This window comes from Caulobacter sp. S45 (assembly GCF_903642205.1).
Classification (GTDB): domain Bacteria; phylum Pseudomonadota; class Alphaproteobacteria; order Caulobacterales; family Caulobacteraceae; genus CAHJWH01.
Genome location: NZ_CAHJWH010000007.1, coordinates 1 through 14445 on the forward strand (window position 1 = coordinate 1; position 14445 = coordinate 14445).

Below are 14445 nucleotides of genomic sequence, written 5' to 3' on the forward strand. Positions count from 1 at the left end.
GTCAGTCGTCCAATCTGAGGAAGGCATCTCCATGGATTGGATTATCCGAAGCTCGCAAAGAGTCTACAACCCACCCTCAGGGGACATGAACGTTGAGGCGGAGAGCGGACGGCCGCGGCTGAAGAGACGAAGGGCAACACACCTCTTGGCGGCTTAGCTGGGTCGAGGGCAGGATTGCGTCGGGTCTTGGACACTGCGAAGGCGTGAGGCGCTTATCTGGAGCCCGTCTCCGCAGACGGGGAGATTTGCATTCACCTCATCCTGATCCCGTCGAAGGACGAGGTCTCCACCGGGTGTGCCACGGCCTCGTCCTTCGACAGGCTCAGGATGAGGCCGAAGGAAGCCACGTCGGTTCCACCTGAGCGGGCCATGCTCTAGGATCGTCAGCCGCTTGATGCCGGCGCAACGGCGCGACGGAGCCTTCCATGACCCTCTTCCCGGACGAGCTGTTGGCGGCGGCCGAGGCCTTGCTGGAGCGGACGCGGCGGGCGGGGGTGCGGATCGCTACGGCCGAGAGCTGCACGGGGGGGCTGGTGGCGGCTCTGCTGACGGAGGTCGCCGGGTCGTCCGACGTGGTGGAGCGGGGCTACGTGACCTACTCTAACGCCGCCAAGGAGGGCGCGATCGGGGTGCCGGCCGGGCTGATCGCGCGGCACGGCGCGGTGTCGGAGCCGGTGGCGCGGGCCATGGCGGAAGGGGCGCTGGCCCGGTCGGAGGCGGAGATGACTGTAGCGATCACCGGCGTGGCGGGGCCGGGCGGCGGGTCGGCGGACAAGCCGGTGGGGCTCGTCTGGTTCGCCACCGCTCGGAAAGGCGGGACGACCCTGGCGCACGAAGAGCGCTACGGAGACCTCGGCCGCAGCGCCGTGCGCCTGGCGGCGGTCAGGACGGCGCTAGGACTGCTGTCGGGGCGGCTGGACTAGCGCTCTCGCCGTAGAGCTGGCGGGCTCGGGCCTCGAAGCAGGCGATCAGCTTGTCCACCGCGAAGCCGAAGTTGGCCTTCAGCAGCAGGTCGAGCATTCGGGCCTTGAACTGGAAGTCGATGTCGAACACCACCTCGCAACCCGCCCGGTGCGGGTTGAAGGCCCAGCGGTTCTCCAGCCTTCGGAACGGGCCGGAGATCAGGCTGACGGCGATGATGCGGGCCGGAGCGTCGCGGCGCACCCGGGTGGAGAAGGCCTCCTTCAGGAAGGAGAAGCCGACCGATGCCGTGGCGTCCAGCACGCTGACGCCTTCCCCCTCCGGCTGCGGCTCGCCGGCCTGCATGGCGGTGATCCAGGGCACGAACTCAGGATAGGCCCGCACGTCGCCCACCAGCTCGAACACCTGTTCGGGCGTGTAGGGAAGCAGGCGGGTGACGTGGTAGGTCGCCATGGCTCAGGCCAGCGACGCCCTGCCGAGTTCTCGCTGACGAGCGTCGCGCAGCCGGGCGAAGTCCTCCCCTGCATGGTGCGACGAGCGCGTCAGCGGGCTGGCGGAGACCATGGAGAAGCCCTTGGCGTAGGCGATGGACTCCAGCGCCTTGAACTCGTCGGGCGAGACGAAGCGGTCGATGGCGGCGTGGCGCCGCGTCGGCTGCAGGTACTGGCCGATGGTGATGAAGTCGACGTCGGCGGAGCGCATGTCGTCCATGACCTGCATCACCTCCTCCTTGGTCTCGCCCAGGCCCACCATCATCCCGGACTTGGTGAACTGGGCCGGGTCGCGCTCCTTCACCCGCTCCAGCAGGCGCAGCGAATGGTAGTAGCGCGCGCCAGGCCGGACCTTGAGATACAGCCGCGGCACGGTCTCCAGGTTGTGGTTGAACACGTCCGGGGCGGCCGCGATCATGGTCTCCGCCGCCGAGACGGGCTTCCTCAGGAAGTCCGGCGTGAGGATCTCCACCGTCGTGTCGGGCGACTCGCGCCGGATCGCGCGCACCACCTCGGCGAAGTGGGCTGCGCCGCCGTCGTCGAGATCGTCGCGGTCGACCGAGGTGATGACCACGTGCTTCAGCCCCATCTTGGCCACCGCATCCGCCACCCGCTGCGGCTCGGTGGAGTCCAGCGCCTCGGGCAGGCCGGTCCTGACGTTGCAGAAGGCGCAGGCGCGGGTGCAGGTGTCGCCCATGATCATCATGGTGGCGTGTCGCACCGACCAGCACTCGCCGATGTTGGGGCAGGCCGCCTCCTCGCACACCGTGGTCAGGCCGTGGGCCTTAACGATGCCGCGCGTCTCGTTGTAGCCGGCCGAGCCCGGCGCGCGCACCCGCAGCCAGTCGGGCTTGCGCAGCACCTCCGTCTCCGGCCGGTTGCGCTTCTCAGGGTGGCGCAGCACGGTGGCGGGCGCAAACTCCGGGCGGGTGTCGATCAGGGTGGCCATCGGCAGGCGATCCTTACCCGAACAGGGCCTTGAAGAAGTGGGTGCGCTTGTGGCGCTTGGTCTTGCGGGCGGCGGCGTCCTCGTCCTTCAGCCAGAACACCTGCACCACCCGCCGCTCGCCCGCGAAGGGCTTGTGGCCGTGCCAGCTGTCCTCGGCGCGGGCGAAGGCGGCGAAGCCACCGTAGCGCGCCGGGATCGGCGCCGTGCCCGGGCCGTCCAGGTCCGGCCCTTCCAGGAAGCGCAGCGCGCCGCCGTCGCCCGACCAGTCGTCGTTCAGATAGACAAGCGCGGTGGCCACCTTGTCCTGGCCGTCGGTGTGGGGGCGCCCGTCCTTGGTGGCGGACCACTTGCGCACCACGATCATCTTGGGTCGGTCGACCAGGTCGCGGTCCAGCTTCTCACCCACGATGCGGGAGAACTCCGGCGCGTTCAGATCGTCCAGCAGACGCTGGAAGGCCGGACCGTAGCTCAGCTCCCCGACGGGAAAGAAGCCGGTCTTGCTCTCGTCGGGGAAGTCGCGGGCGAGTTGCGCCTTCTCCGCCTCGCCCAGCAGGCCCTCGGCGGTGAGGTGGGGGAAGGGCGCGGTCGTGGTGGGCCGCTCGGCGAGGACGTCCAGGCGCAGCACGTTCAAACTCCAAAGCCGCCGCGACTGGCGCACCCCTATCTAGCGATCCCTCGCCCGCCTCGCCACGGGCAGCGGCGCCGGCGATCAGGACCATCGGAGATCGCGGTCACAGCGCCACGGGTCGCCGTTCATCCTCCAAGACCTGAGGAGACCACGACCCGGCCTGGTCCGCCGCACGGGCGGCCGTCGTCAATGGGTTTTCAACCTCACAATGCTCAATTGTCCGCTGCAGCCAGGCTGAGCAGCGACGAGGTCGGTGGATGTTGCTCCAACGAGTGGCGGTGGTATGTGTCGGCGCCGCGCTCCTGCTCGCCCGGCCCGGCTATGCGCAGCCTGTCCCGGTCGCCCGCTGGACGCCCGAGGCCGTGGCGGCGGCGGTCGAGCGGCAGGCCCTCCGGACGAGCTTCACAGGCCTGCAGCAGTTCGGCCGCGAGGCTGTGGCGTCCCACCGCGCCGACCGGCTGCAGCGGCTGGAGCATGTGGAGTGGCTGCTCCTCAACCAGTCCGATTTCCAGCGCTTCGCCTACTGGAACGGCGTGCTCCGCGCCGAAGCCCGGAAGGCCGGAGACCGGCGCTATGTGGGCATGGCCGACCTGGACGCCCTGAGGAGCCGCTACGACCAGGGGGACCTTTCGGCCGAGGCCGAGGTCACGGCCATCGCGGCCAAGTCCCCGGACTGGTTCGTCCGCTGCCACGCCATGGTGCTGGACGCCTACTTCCTGGTGAACCGGGACCAGGCGGCGAGCGCGCTGCACGAGCTGGCCGATGCGGATGGCCTGGCCATGGCCGCCGGTTCGGCGGCCGCACGCGCCGGCGTGTGGGAGATCGAAGGGCTCGCGCTCGTCAGGCTGCAGGACCTGGACGGAAGCGCCATAGCCTTCGGCCGCTCCCAGTTCGAGTTCGGCCAGGGTTATCCTCGCCCCGACTATGACGGCATCTGGAACATGGCCAAGCTGGCGGTCACCGTCGGCCGGCAGGACCTGGCCCAGACCCTGTACGAGGCCCACCATCGCCTGTCGCTGCGCTCCGACCTGACCAGCGAGCGGCCGTGGGACGACCAGCTCTGCGCCACGGTCGCCGAGGGCCGCGACGCCCCCGCCGACGTGCTGGGCTGCCTGGCGCCGCTCGGGCCCGACTTCCGGGACGCGCAGTTCATCGCGCCCCTGGTGCTGCCCGGGCGCGCCATCGCCTATGCGCGCCTGGGAGACCTCGTCCAGGCGCAGCGGGACCTGGCGACCCTGATGCGCCTGCGCGACAGCAAGGCCGCCGCCACCGCCCGGTTCGAGCGGCTGCCGGAGGTCCAGGCCGAGATCGAACATGCGGCGGGCCAGGATCGGCAGGCCTTCGACACGCTGCGGACCTACACGCGCACGCACGACGTCACGGAGGCGCGCGCCTTCAGCCTGGGGGTCGGCCAGCTGACCGGCCTGATGGCTAGGCAGATGACCCTGCGCCAGCTCCAGCTGTCCACGGCGCAGAAGAACCTCGCCCTGGCCGACCGCGTGGTGCGCGACCAGCGCCTGATCACCCTGGGGGGCGGCCTGATCGGCGTCGCGGTACTGGCGCTGCTCGCCTGGCAGGTCCGCGTGTCCCGCCAGCTCCGCAGCGCCCGGGCCGAGGCCGAGGCCGGCAGCCGGGCCAAGGGCGAGTTCCTGGCCAATATGAGCCACGAGATCAGGACGCCCCTGAACGGCCTCCTCACCATGGCCGAGGTGATGGAGCGCGGCGCGCTGGCGGACGAGCAGCGCCGCCGTCTGGCCGTGGTGCGCCAGTCCGGGCGCGACCTGCTGCGCCTGCTCAACGACATCTTGGACTTCTCCAAGATCGAGGCGGGCAAGCTGGAGCTGGAGGAGATCCTGTTCGATCCGGCCCAGGTGCTGGAGTCCACGCTCGCCGGCTGCACCGCCTCCGCCGAGGCCAAGGACCTGCAGCTTCGCCTGGAGGTGGCGCCGGACGCCTGTGGACTGCGCCGGGGCGACCCGTCCCGGCTGCGCCAGATCGTGGCCAACTTCCTCGGCAACGCGCTGAAGTTCACCGTGTCGGGCGGCGTGCACGTGCGGCTCACAGGCTATGGCGAGGGCGGCCGCGAGGGGCTGCAGCTTGCGGTGCAGGACACCGGCGTCGGCATCGCCCCGGACAAGATGCGGCTGCTGTTCCAGAAGTTCTCGCAGGTCGACGCCTCGACCACCCGCCGCTTCGGCGGCACGGGACTGGGGCTGGCCATCTGCCAGGAGCTGGCGACGATGATGGGCGGGGCGGTGTGGGCGGAGAGCGTGGAAGGCCAGGGCTCGACCTTCTACGCCACCCTGGCGCTGCCCTATGCCGGCGAGGTCGAGGACCAAACCGAGATCTTCCAGCCGGCCGACGCCGCAGGACCTTCGGCGGCCCCGCTCCGCCTGCTGGCGGCGGAGGACAATCCCACCAACCAGCTGGTGCTCTCCACCATCATGCAGATGTTCGGCTTCGAGCTGACCCTGGTGGGCGATGGCGAGCGGGCGGTGGAGGCCTGGCGAGCGCACGATTTCGACGCCATCCTGATGGACGTCCAGATGCCGGTCATGGACGGCGTCCAGGCCACCCGCGCCATCCGGGCGGCGGAAGCGGCGACCGGGCGCCCGCGGACCCCGATCATCGCCCTCTCCGCCAACGCCTTCAGCCATCAGGTGAGCGAGTATCTCGGCGCCGGCATGGACGCCCACGTGGCCAAGCCGATCGAGCTCGCCGCGCTCCAGAGCTCGCTGGAAGCCGTCCTGGCCAACCAGGACACCGTGGACCTTGCCGTGGCGGTCTAGGCGGAGGCGCGCTGGGGCGTGTGCATGAGGCCCAGCCGCTCGCCCACGGCGGCGAAGGCGGAGAGCACCGCGTCGATCTGCTCGAGCGTGTGCACGGCGCTGACGCTGGAGCGCAGCAGCGGGCGGCTGTCCGGGGTCGCCGGCGGCAGGGCCAGGTTGAGATAGACGCCGGCCTCCAGCAGCCCGTTCCACATGGCCAGGGCGCTCGCCAGGTCGGGCATGGCCACGGCCACGATGGGCGTCGGCTGCGGTCCCGTCTCGAAGCCCATGGCGTTCAGGCCGTCATAGAGCCGCATGGCGTTGGCGGCGAGCTTCGCCCGCAGCGGCGCATCCTGCTCGACGCGCCCGAGTGCCGTGAGGGTGGAGGCGACGACGCCCGGCGGCAGGGAGGCGGTGAACATGTAGGGCCGGCTGACCACGCGCAGCAGGTCGAAATCCTCGGCGTCCGACACGCAGAAGCCGCCGATGGCGCCCAGGCTCTTGGACATGGTGCCGACGATGAAGTCCACGTCGGCCTCCACCCCGGCCAGCTCCGCCAGGCCGCGGCCCCGCTCACCCAGCACGCCCATGGAGTGGGCCTCGTCCACCAGCAGGTGGGCGCCGAGCTCGCGCTTCACCGCGGCGATCTCCTTCAGCGGCGCAGTGTCGCCCAGCATGGAGTAGACGCCCTCCACCACGATCAGCCGCTCGCCGGGCACGCCCTCCAGCCGGCGCAGGCGCTTGTACAGGTCGTCCGGATCGTTGTGGCGGAAGCGGATCACCTCGGCGTGGCCCAGGCGCGCTCCGTCATAGATGCTGGCGTGGCTATCGGCGTCCAGGATCAGGTGGTCGCCGCGCCCGACCAGGGCCGAGAGCACGCCCAGGTTGGCCTGGTAGCCGGTGGTGAACAGCATGGCGTGGCGGCGGCCGAAAAAGCGGGCCAGCGCCTGCTCCATCTTCAGGTGCGCGTCCAGGCTGCCGTTGGCGATGCGAGAGCCCGTGGTGCCCGTGCCCCAGGCGCGCACGGCCTTGACCGAGTCCTCCACGCAGTCCGGGTCGAAGGTCAGGCCGAGATAGTTGTTGGCGCCCATGATTATCACCCGCCGCGCGCCCATCCGGCCCTCGGTCGGCGACAGCATCTCGTCGAAGCGGACGTTGAACGGATCGGCGCCATGCGCGCGGATGTGGTCGTAGGCGTCCTTGTAGCCGCGGTGCCTGTCCAGCAGACCCATGCCCTCAGGCCCTCTCACGGAGGTCGGTGATCAGGGCGGCCAGGTCGCCTGCCGTCTGCACCGAAGCCAGCCGGTCGAGCGGGATCGACACGTCGAAGGCGTCCTCCAGCTCCATCACAATGTTCATAAGGGCCAGGGAGTCCACGTTGAGGTCGCGTGCGATGTCGGTGGCGGGGCTCACCGTCACTGGGCGGCCCAGCACGTTGCGCGCCGCACGGGCGATCTCCGCGAGGGTGAAGTCCGTCACGTTTACGGTCATGACCGGCAGAATCATCTGTCCACGGCGGGCTGGGTCTGGAGCTTATAGGGTGCCATCATGGCGAAAGCCATAAACCGTCACACACTAACGCCTCGCTCCGGCCAACCACTCCATGGCGCGATAGCCGGCGACCGTGTCGCGGAAACCCGCCGCCAGCTCGAACCGCGGCGGCGGAAGCCCGGCCGCAAGCTCGCCGGGCTGCAGGCCCCAGCCGCCGTGTAGGAGTTCCCGGATTTTACCCGACGTCACCATGGGCGTGGCGCCGAGCAGGCCGCCGAGGTCGCCGGCGACGCCGAGCGCGCGCACCGCAAGGGTCGGGACGATCGCCAGCCTTACGCGCCGTCCGACCGCGGCCGCCGCCTGGGTCATGATCTCGCCCAGCCGGTGACCTTCGAGCCGCCCGTCGCAGAGCGCCACGCAGCCGCCGCCATCGATGCCCGCAAGCGTCGCGATGGCCGAAGCCGCGTCATAGACATGGATCAGGGGGATGTTCAGCTCCCGGCGAAGGACAGGCAGGACCGGACTGGCGGCCGCCGCCTGGAACAGGCCCAGCGTCGCGCGGTCGCCCGGCCCGTAGATCGCGGGCGGCCGGACGATCCAGGCAGCCCGGCCCAGCGCCTCCGTGACCGCATGTTCGCCATCCCGCTTGCTCCGGGCGTAGGCCGAGAGCTGAGGGGCGCGAGCGGCCAGGCTGGAGACCAGCACGAAGGCGGCGTCCGGCGCCAACTCCCGCGCCACGGCCGCCAGCCGCCCGGCCCCTTCGGTGTTGACGTCCCGGAAGTGCGAGGCCCGGCGCGCCTTCACCACGCCCGCCACGTGGACGATCGCCTGGGCGCCGCGGCAAAGGCGTCGCAGCCCCTCCACGTCGGCCAGATCGCCCCGCACGATCTCCGGCTGCAGGTTGCGGAGGCGCGGGTCGGCGAGGTCGCGGCGGACCAGCAGCCTCAGCCGCCAGCCCTGCGCCGCCAGAGCCAGGCCGACCTGTCCCCCGAGGAAGCCCGTGACGCCGGTCAGCGCGGCCAGGCGCGCGGCCACTCAGGCGGTCTCGAAGGCGCCGACCAGGAACAGCTCACGCGCCCGCGCCCGTCGCAGCTTGCCCGAAGAGGTCTGCGGCAGCGCGCCCGGTCCGACCAGTCGGACCTCGGTCTCCACGCCATGGCGGGCGCGGAGCAGGCCTGCGATATCAGCTGCGAGCCGGGCGCGGGCAGCCGGATCGCGCACCCGCGTCTGCACCAGGGCGATTACGCCCGGCCCGTCCTCCTCCGCCTGGAAGGCCGCCACATCGCCGCTGCGCAGACCCACGATCTCGGCCTCTGCGGTCCACTCCAGGTCCTGGGGCCAGATGTTGCGGCCGTTGTGCAGGATCAGGTCCTTGGCTCGCCCCGTGGGCGTCAGCTCGCCGTCGGCCAGGAAGCCGAGGTCGCCCGTGTCCAGCCACCCGTCGACGCCGAGCACCGCCGAGGTGGCGTCGGGTTGATCGAAATATCCGCGCATCAGGCTCGGGCCCCGCACGAAGATGCGGCCCAGGTGACGGTCCGGCAGGGGCGCGCCCGCCTCGTCGCGGACCTCCAGCTCGTGGCCGGGCAGCACCGGCCCACAGCGGACGAAATCCCGGCGGCGGGCGTAGCCGGCGCCGGCGACCGCACGGCCGCCCCGCTCCAGCCGGTCGCTGGCCAAGATCTCCTTGCGCACTCCCTGGCCCAGAGGGGACATGGCGAGCGCGAGGGTCGCCTCGGCCATGCCGTAGCTGGCCACAAACGCGCGCGCGTCGAAGCCCGAAGCCGCGAAGCGATCGGCGAATGCGGTGAGCGGGCCGGCCCGCACCATGTCGCCGCCCACCCCCGCCACACGCCAGCGCGACAGGTCGAGATCGGACAGGTCCGCCGTCTCGGCGCGCCGGGCGCAGAGCTCATAGCCGAAGCTCGGGCTGTAGGAGATGGTGGCGCCGGTCTGGCCGATCAGCCGCGGCCACAGCAGGGGCCGGCGGACGAAGGCGTCGGACGGCATCAGGTCCACCGACATGGCCACCGTCAGCGGGCTGAGCAGGAAGCCCACCAGACCCATGTCGTGGAACAGCGGCAGCCACGAGAAGGCGCGATCCCCGGCGCCGATCGCCAGGCCGTGGCGGGTGATGGCGTGCGCGTTGGCCCTCACGGCGCGGTGGGTCACCACCACGCCGGTGGGCGTGCGGGTGCTGCCGGAGGAGAACTGCAGATAGCAGGTGTCTTCGGGCGTGGCCTCGACCCGCTCGACCTCGCCCTTCGGCAGCTCGGCGAGCGGGGCGAGCTGCCGCAGGCCCGCTCGCGCACCGGCGGCCGCGACCAGCGGCTGCAGGGCTTCCGGGCCGAAGGCGGCGCTGGCGTGCGCCTGGGTGAGCAGGCGCGCGATCTGGTCCACATAGGCGTCGCCGCCGCCAAGCGGCGCAGGCAGCGGCATGGGCGCGGGAACCAGCCCGGCGTACTGGCAGGCGAAGAAGCTCGTGACGAAGGTCGCGCTCGTCTCGGCGACCAGCCCGACGCGGTCGCCAGGCGCAAGGCCTGAGGCCTGCAGGCGGCCCGCCAGGGCGAGGGCGCGCTCGCGCAGCCCTGCATAGGGCACGGCCTCGACCAGCTCTCCCCGCAGGCCGTAGATGTTCAGGCCGGTTGGCTGCTGAGCGGCGGCGTCCAGCGCGGCCGCCAGGGTGGGGTGGCCTGTCGCCGGCAGGGTGCGGTCGGGAGATGTCGGCGTCGGACTCACCTCCAAGTCTTGGAACGTCCAAGGTGCGATCGCAAGGCGCGCCTCGGACGCCTCGTCCTTCGACGGGCTCAGGATGCAGCCACTGCGGGCGCTTACGCCTAGAGCTGCAGCGATCTAGAAAGATGGTGCAGGCGTTCGCCGCCTCACCCCCCAGCCGCCCCGCCCCGCTCAAGGATGCCGCCGTGAACACAGTCCCCGACCCCGCGTCGATCGTGATCGAACCGGTGTCCTCACGCGCCCAGCTGGACCGCTTCATCCGCCTGACCGACCGGCTGAACGCCCATGACCCGAACTACATCGCGCCGCTGCGGATGGAGCGGCGCCAGGCGTGGTCGGCCAAGGGCAATCCCTATTTCGAGCACGCGGAGGTCCAGTTTTGGCTGGCGAGGCGTGGCGGGCGCGACGTGGGTCGGATCAGCGCCCAGATCGACCGGCTCGCGCCGCCGGAGCCCGGGCAGCCGCACACCGGCCACTTCGGCCTGATCGCCGCGGAGGACGACGACGCCGTCTTCGCCGCCCTGCTGGGCGCGGCGGAGGCATGGCTGCGCACGCGCGGCTGCGGACGGGCTCTGGGGCCGCTGAACCTGTCGATCAACGAGGAGGTGGGACTGCTGATCGACGGCTTCGACACCCCGCCCATGGTGATGATGGGCCACGATCCTCGCTATGCCGCCGCCCGGATCGAGGCGCAGGGCTACGCCAAGGCCAAGGACGTCTACGCCTATCTGTGCCGCTCCAGCGACGACCTGCCGGAGCCGGTGCTGAAGCGCATCCGCCGGGGCGTGCCGGGGGGCGTGCACCTCCGCCAGCTCGACATGAAGCGTTATGACGCCGAGGTCGCCACCCTGACCGAAATCCTGAACGACGCCTGGTCGGAAAACTGGGGCTTCACGCCCACCACCGAGGCCGAGACCCGGGCGCTGGCCAAGGCGCTGAAGTCGGTGATCGACCCCACCCTGGTCTGGTTCGCCGAGATCGACGGCGAGGCGGCGGGGGTGATCGTCTACCTGCCCGACGTGAACGCGGCCATCGCCGGGCTCGGCGGCCGGCTGCTGCCGTTCGGCTGGGTCCGCCTGCTCTGGCGGCTGAAGGTGCGGCGGGTGAAGTCGATCCGGGTGCCGCTGATGGGCGTGAAGAAGAAGTTCCACCGCGACCGGCGCGGCCAGCTCCTGCCCTTCCTGATGATCGACATCGGCGGCCGGCGCGCCTTCGCCCTGGGCTACGAGCGCTTCGAGCTGTCGTGGATCCTGGAGGACAACCGGGCCATGCGCCGCATCAGCGAGGCCATCGGCGCCGACGTCTACAAGACCTACCGCATCTACGAGAAGGCGCTGGGGTGACCCTCCTGCCGTCCTGGGCGGACGGAGGTCTGGTCCTAGCCGGCGCCAACCCGGTCGGGTTTTGAGATCAGGCCGCCTCGCCTGACCGCCGGCACGACCGCGATGCAGCCTCGAACGTGGGCCAAGTCAGGGCCGAGCTGAGCGAGCTGCGGCTCCAGCGTGACGTCGCAGGACGCCATGACCACGCCCGGCCGGATGTCGGCCTGCGCCGAGCGTCGGACCACCACCAACCCGCGCTCACGCCACAGCACCGCGTAGAACTGCAGCTGGGGGGCGTAGGCCGTGTCGCGCTGGGCGTTGAAGACGCCATCGTCGCGGACCTCCACCCGGTCGAGTCCCCGCCGGTGCAGGGCGGCGAAGACCTCGCCATAGCGGCCCGTGGAGCGCTGGTCGAAGAGGCTGGGGTAGACGTCCCGGACGATGAAGATCACCAGCACCAGCACCGCCGCCCCGCTCCAGAGCACCGCCCGTTCCCAGGCCGGCATCCCCGCCACCGGGCCGCGCCGCGCCCGCAGGCGGGTGCGCAGGCTGTCCAGGCCGATGGCGCAGCCGATGGCCAGGAATGGATGGCACGGGTCGGTATACCAGCGGATCCTGGTCTTGCCGGCCGTGTAGATGGCCATGATCGCGAACGCCATGCACAGCGCGAAGACCATGCCGGCCCGGCGGCGGCCCCGCACCCATCTGACCTCCGCCAGCAGAGGCAGGGCGAAGACGCCCAGAGAGAAGCCGAAGGCGCCGAAGATCAGCAGGGGATAGTACCAGACGGGATTGTGGTGGTTCTCCACGATCGCGCCGTAGCGGCCGAGCTCGTTGGTGGCGACGGCGTGCAGGTAGCCGGGCGCCGCATGCTCCCGGCCGAGGTAGAAGGCGGCGATCAGCGCCGCGGCCAGCAGGCCCGCGACCGGGTAGCTCCACGACCGGAACGGCCGCCAGAACCGCCGCTGCACCAGCAGGTAGAGCAGGAGGCCTGCGCCCGGCGCGAGGCCCGCCACGCCCTTGGTCAGGGCGGCGCCCGCAACAAGGGCGCCGGCGAGCATCACCTGCCAGGGCTGGGGCCTCCTGTGGTGCAGGGTATGGAATAAGAGGCAGGCGTAGGCGGTGACAAGGAAGCAGAGCAGCGCCTCGTAGTCCGCCGTCTGGCCGCTGTGGCGACCGACGAAACCGCGGGTGGTGAGCAGCACCACCCCCGCGGCGAGCGGCGCAAAGGCGCTGCGCGTCAGCTTCCAGGTGAACCCCATGGCCACCGCCGCGCTGCCGAGCGTGGCCAGGGCCGAGGGGATGCGGAGCGCGCCCTCGCTGGGGCCGAACACCGACATGCAAAGGCTCATCAGCCAGATCAGCAGCGGCGGCTTGGTATTCCAGAGATCCGGGCGGAAGCCGTAGGTGGTCACCAGCGACAGGCCCGTGGCGTGCATCTCGATGGCGTTCACCGCCAGCCGCGACTCGTCCCACCGATTGATGGGGAAAACCGGCAGGTCCACCGCCATCCAGGCGGCGGCCGCCAGCAGCAGCAGGCCGGCGCGCTGCAGGAAGGTCAGCCTAGCGGACGACAGGAGACGCGCCTTGCGGACGGATGTAGAGCGCCGCCGCAGCCACGGGACTGCGGTGCAGGACATAGCCGCGCGACTGGGCGTAGGCGCGCAAGGGTGCATCCAGCCGCACCCGGGTGTCCCCGCCGCCGTCCTCGTAGCCGGTGACGATGGCGGCCGGGGACGCTGCGTCCAGGTCGGCGGCGAGCGAGACGGGGCTGGTGATGTGAAGCCGGCTGCGCAGAGCTTCGGGAACGCCGTCCGCGCTGCGGTACACCATCGCCCCGCCTGCGAAACGCCGGTCCAGCGGATAGCCGCTGTCGAGCACGGCGTGGGCGGACAGGGTCGCGACCGCGCCGGAGGCCCGGGCCTGGCGGAGAGTGTCGCCGATCCAGCGGTTCTCCTGCGCCACCACGATCGGCGTCCAGCGGCCGGTCAAGGCCGCCTCCCCTGCCCGCATCGCGAAGATGGCCAGGCCGGTCACGGCGCCCAGCCCCAGCGCCGCCCGTCCCCAGGCCGGGAGCCGTGACTGCGACGCGATCAGGCCCAGGCGGATGAACAGGGGCGGCAGGAGGGGGGCGAAGTACTGCTTGTAGGTGGGCGAGGGCGCGAACGCGGCCACCAGGCCCGCCAGGATCATCAGGTCAAGCAGCCTTGCCGCAGGGGCCCCGGCCGGCCGGGGCGGCCGCAGCCTTGCGAGCAGGACGAGCGCCAGGGCGGCCAGCGCCGGCCCAAGCAGCAGGTCGCCCAGGCCGTAGAGCAGCTTGGACGCGGGCTCCATCCGGTGTTCCAGACCGTTGGCCACGTACCAGCGCCTTGGGCCGTCCGCCCAGAAGCCGACGAGGGCGAAGCGCACCGCCTCGGGCGCCCGGGTCCAGGCCAATGCGATGGGCGCCAAGCCCGCCAGGGCGCCGAGGCCGAAGCTCCCCACCTCCGTTCCACGGGGTCGCAAAGCCGCACGCGGCAGGCAGACGGACAGGGCGGCGGCCGCCAGCAGGGGGGCGAACGATATCTTGGCGCTGACCGCGGCGCCCAGCAGCAGCCCGCAGACGCCCCAGCCGAGCCATGGCCGCCGCCCGCCCTCGCGCAGGGCCGAGGCCGCCGCCACGATCGCCCAGGCGAGCAGCGCCATGGGCAGGGCGTCATTGCGCACCACGCTGGCGCAGTACTGGAACGTATAGGCGCTCGCCATCAGCAGGGTCGCAGCCGACGCCGCCCGACGCCCGACGTCGAGGCGGCGCTGGGCGGACCAGACGCCCGCCAGGGCCGCCAGGCCGAACGCCGCCGAAGCCAGCCGCAGGACCAGGAAGCTCCATCCCGGCGCGAGGCCTGTCAGCCATGCCGTCAGCTCCGGCTGGAGCGGCGTCTGCACATAGAGGAAGTCGCGGTAGAGCAGGGCCTTGGCGGCGAGCACGCTGGCGGCGAGGTACTGGTCCTCGTCGTGGTTGAAGGGGGTGGCGAATACCAGCAGGCCGAGCCAGAGGGCCAGACCGCCGAACAGCATGGTCTCCAAGGCCGGCGCACGCCACGCCCGGGCGGTCGTGCGCCTGCCCATCCGCCTTGACCGCCTTTCAGAGAGCGCCTTGACC

Annotated in this window: 12 protein-coding genes; 3 read left to right on the plus strand and 9 right to left on the minus strand. The window is 71.4% G+C overall.

Annotated elements, in window-relative coordinates:
• Nucleotides 1-425 precede the first annotated feature (425 nt).
• Nucleotides 426-923, plus strand: a complete 498-nt coding sequence (locus HUV06_RS01540; protein WP_174299509.1) for a CinA family protein — start codon at nucleotides 426-428, stop codon at nucleotides 921-923.
• Here HUV06_RS01540 and HUV06_RS01545 read toward each other — a convergent pair.
• From HUV06_RS01545 to HUV06_RS01555, 3 genes are read right to left on the minus strand one after another with little or no spacing between them, the layout of a single operon-like run.
• Nucleotides 883-1374, minus strand: coding sequence for a type II toxin-antitoxin system RatA family toxin (locus tag HUV06_RS01545; protein ID WP_174299510.1), 492 nt, complete (start codon nucleotides 1372-1374; stop codon nucleotides 883-885). The genes HUV06_RS01540 and HUV06_RS01545 overlap by 41 nt on opposite strands.
• A gap of 3 nt (nucleotides 1375-1377) precedes the next feature.
• The gene (gene lipA / locus HUV06_RS01550; protein ID WP_174299511.1) at nucleotides 1378-2361 is read right to left on the minus strand and encodes a lipoyl synthase; all 984 of its coding nucleotides are present in this window, start codon (nucleotides 2359-2361) and stop codon (nucleotides 1378-1380) included.
• 13 nt (nucleotides 2362-2374) lie between these two features.
• Entirely contained in the window at nucleotides 2375-2986 is a 612-nt protein-coding gene (locus HUV06_RS01555; RefSeq protein WP_174299512.1) for a 2OG-Fe(II) oxygenase, read from the minus strand.
• A 260-nt stretch (nucleotides 2987-3246) separates the two neighbouring features.
• On the opposite strand from HUV06_RS01555, the gene HUV06_RS01560 reads away from it, so the two are divergent.
• Nucleotides 3247-5778 carry an ATP-binding protein gene (locus tag HUV06_RS01560; RefSeq protein WP_174299513.1) on the plus strand — a complete coding sequence of 844 codons (2532 nt, stop codon included), beginning with the start codon at nucleotides 3247-3249 and terminating at the stop codon, nucleotides 5776-5778.
• Here HUV06_RS01560 and HUV06_RS01565 read toward each other — a convergent pair.
• The 4 genes from HUV06_RS01565 to HUV06_RS01580 all read right to left on the minus strand — a co-directional run bounded on the left by HUV06_RS01565 (nucleotide 5775) and on the right by HUV06_RS01580 (nucleotide 9984).
• A complete protein-coding gene (locus HUV06_RS01565; RefSeq protein ID WP_174299514.1) occupies nucleotides 5775-6989 on the minus strand; it encodes a pyridoxal phosphate-dependent aminotransferase family protein in 1215 nt (404 codons plus the stop codon). The two genes, HUV06_RS01560 and HUV06_RS01565, sit on opposite strands and share 4 nt — an antisense overlap.
• A gap of 4 nt (nucleotides 6990-6993) precedes the next feature.
• A complete protein-coding gene (locus HUV06_RS01570; RefSeq protein ID WP_371810946.1) occupies nucleotides 6994-7236 on the minus strand; it encodes an acyl carrier protein in 243 nt (80 codons plus the stop codon).
• Between the two features lie 96 nt (nucleotides 7237-7332).
• Complete coding sequence (locus HUV06_RS01575) at nucleotides 7333-8283, minus strand: NAD(P)-dependent oxidoreductase (protein WP_174299516.1); 951 nt, start codon at nucleotides 8281-8283, stop codon at nucleotides 7333-7335.
• A complete protein-coding gene (locus HUV06_RS01580) occupies nucleotides 8284-9984 on the minus strand; it encodes a fatty acyl-AMP ligase (protein WP_174299517.1) in 1701 nt (566 codons plus the stop codon).
• A 182-nt stretch (nucleotides 9985-10166) separates the two neighbouring features.
• Between HUV06_RS01580 and HUV06_RS01585 the strand changes: the two genes are divergently transcribed.
• Nucleotides 10167-11324 (plus strand): dATP pyrophosphohydrolase, encoded by a 1158-nt coding sequence (locus HUV06_RS01585; RefSeq protein WP_174299518.1) that lies wholly within the window; start codon nucleotides 10167-10169, stop codon nucleotides 11322-11324.
• Nucleotides 11325-11359: 35 nt separating this feature from the next.
• On the opposite strand, the gene HUV06_RS01590 is transcribed toward HUV06_RS01585, so the two are convergent.
• Nucleotides 11360-12943: a glycosyltransferase family 39 protein gene (locus HUV06_RS01590; RefSeq protein ID WP_174299519.1), complete on the minus strand. Its 1584-nt coding sequence runs from the start codon at nucleotides 12941-12943 to the stop codon at nucleotides 11360-11362.
• A complete protein-coding gene (locus HUV06_RS01595; RefSeq protein ID WP_174299520.1) occupies nucleotides 12867-14411 on the minus strand; it encodes a glycosyltransferase family 39 protein in 1545 nt (514 codons plus the stop codon). The genes HUV06_RS01590 and HUV06_RS01595 overlap by 77 nt, the downstream gene beginning before the upstream one ends.
• Nucleotides 14412-14445: the final 34 nt, after the last annotated feature.

Excerpts from the sequence above, each read along its gene's own strand:
- HUV06_RS01540 (WP_174299509.1), top strand. The coding sequence starts at position 426 with ATGACCCTCTTCCCGGACGAGCTGTTGGCGGCGGCCGAGGCCTTGCTG.
- HUV06_RS01545 (WP_174299510.1), bottom strand. The coding sequence starts at position 1,374 with ATGGCGACCTACCACGTCACCCGCCTGCTTCCCTACACGCCCGAACAG.
- lipA (WP_174299511.1), bottom strand. The coding sequence starts at position 2,361 with ATGGCCACCCTGATCGACACCCGCCCGGAGTTTGCGCCCGCCACCGTG.
- HUV06_RS01560 (WP_174299513.1), top strand. The coding sequence starts at position 3,247 with ATGTTGCTCCAACGAGTGGCGGTGGTATGTGTCGGCGCCGCGCTCCTG.
- HUV06_RS01565 (WP_174299514.1), bottom strand. The coding sequence starts at position 6,989 with ATGGGTCTGCTGGACAGGCACCGCGGCTACAAGGACGCCTACGACCAC.
- HUV06_RS01590 (WP_174299519.1), bottom strand. The coding sequence starts at position 12,943 with ATGTCCTGCACCGCAGTCCCGTGGCTGCGGCGGCGCTCTACATCCGTC.
- HUV06_RS01595 (WP_174299520.1), bottom strand. The coding sequence starts at position 14,411 with ATGGGCAGGCGCACGACCGCCCGGGCGTGGCGTGCGCCGGCCTTGGAG.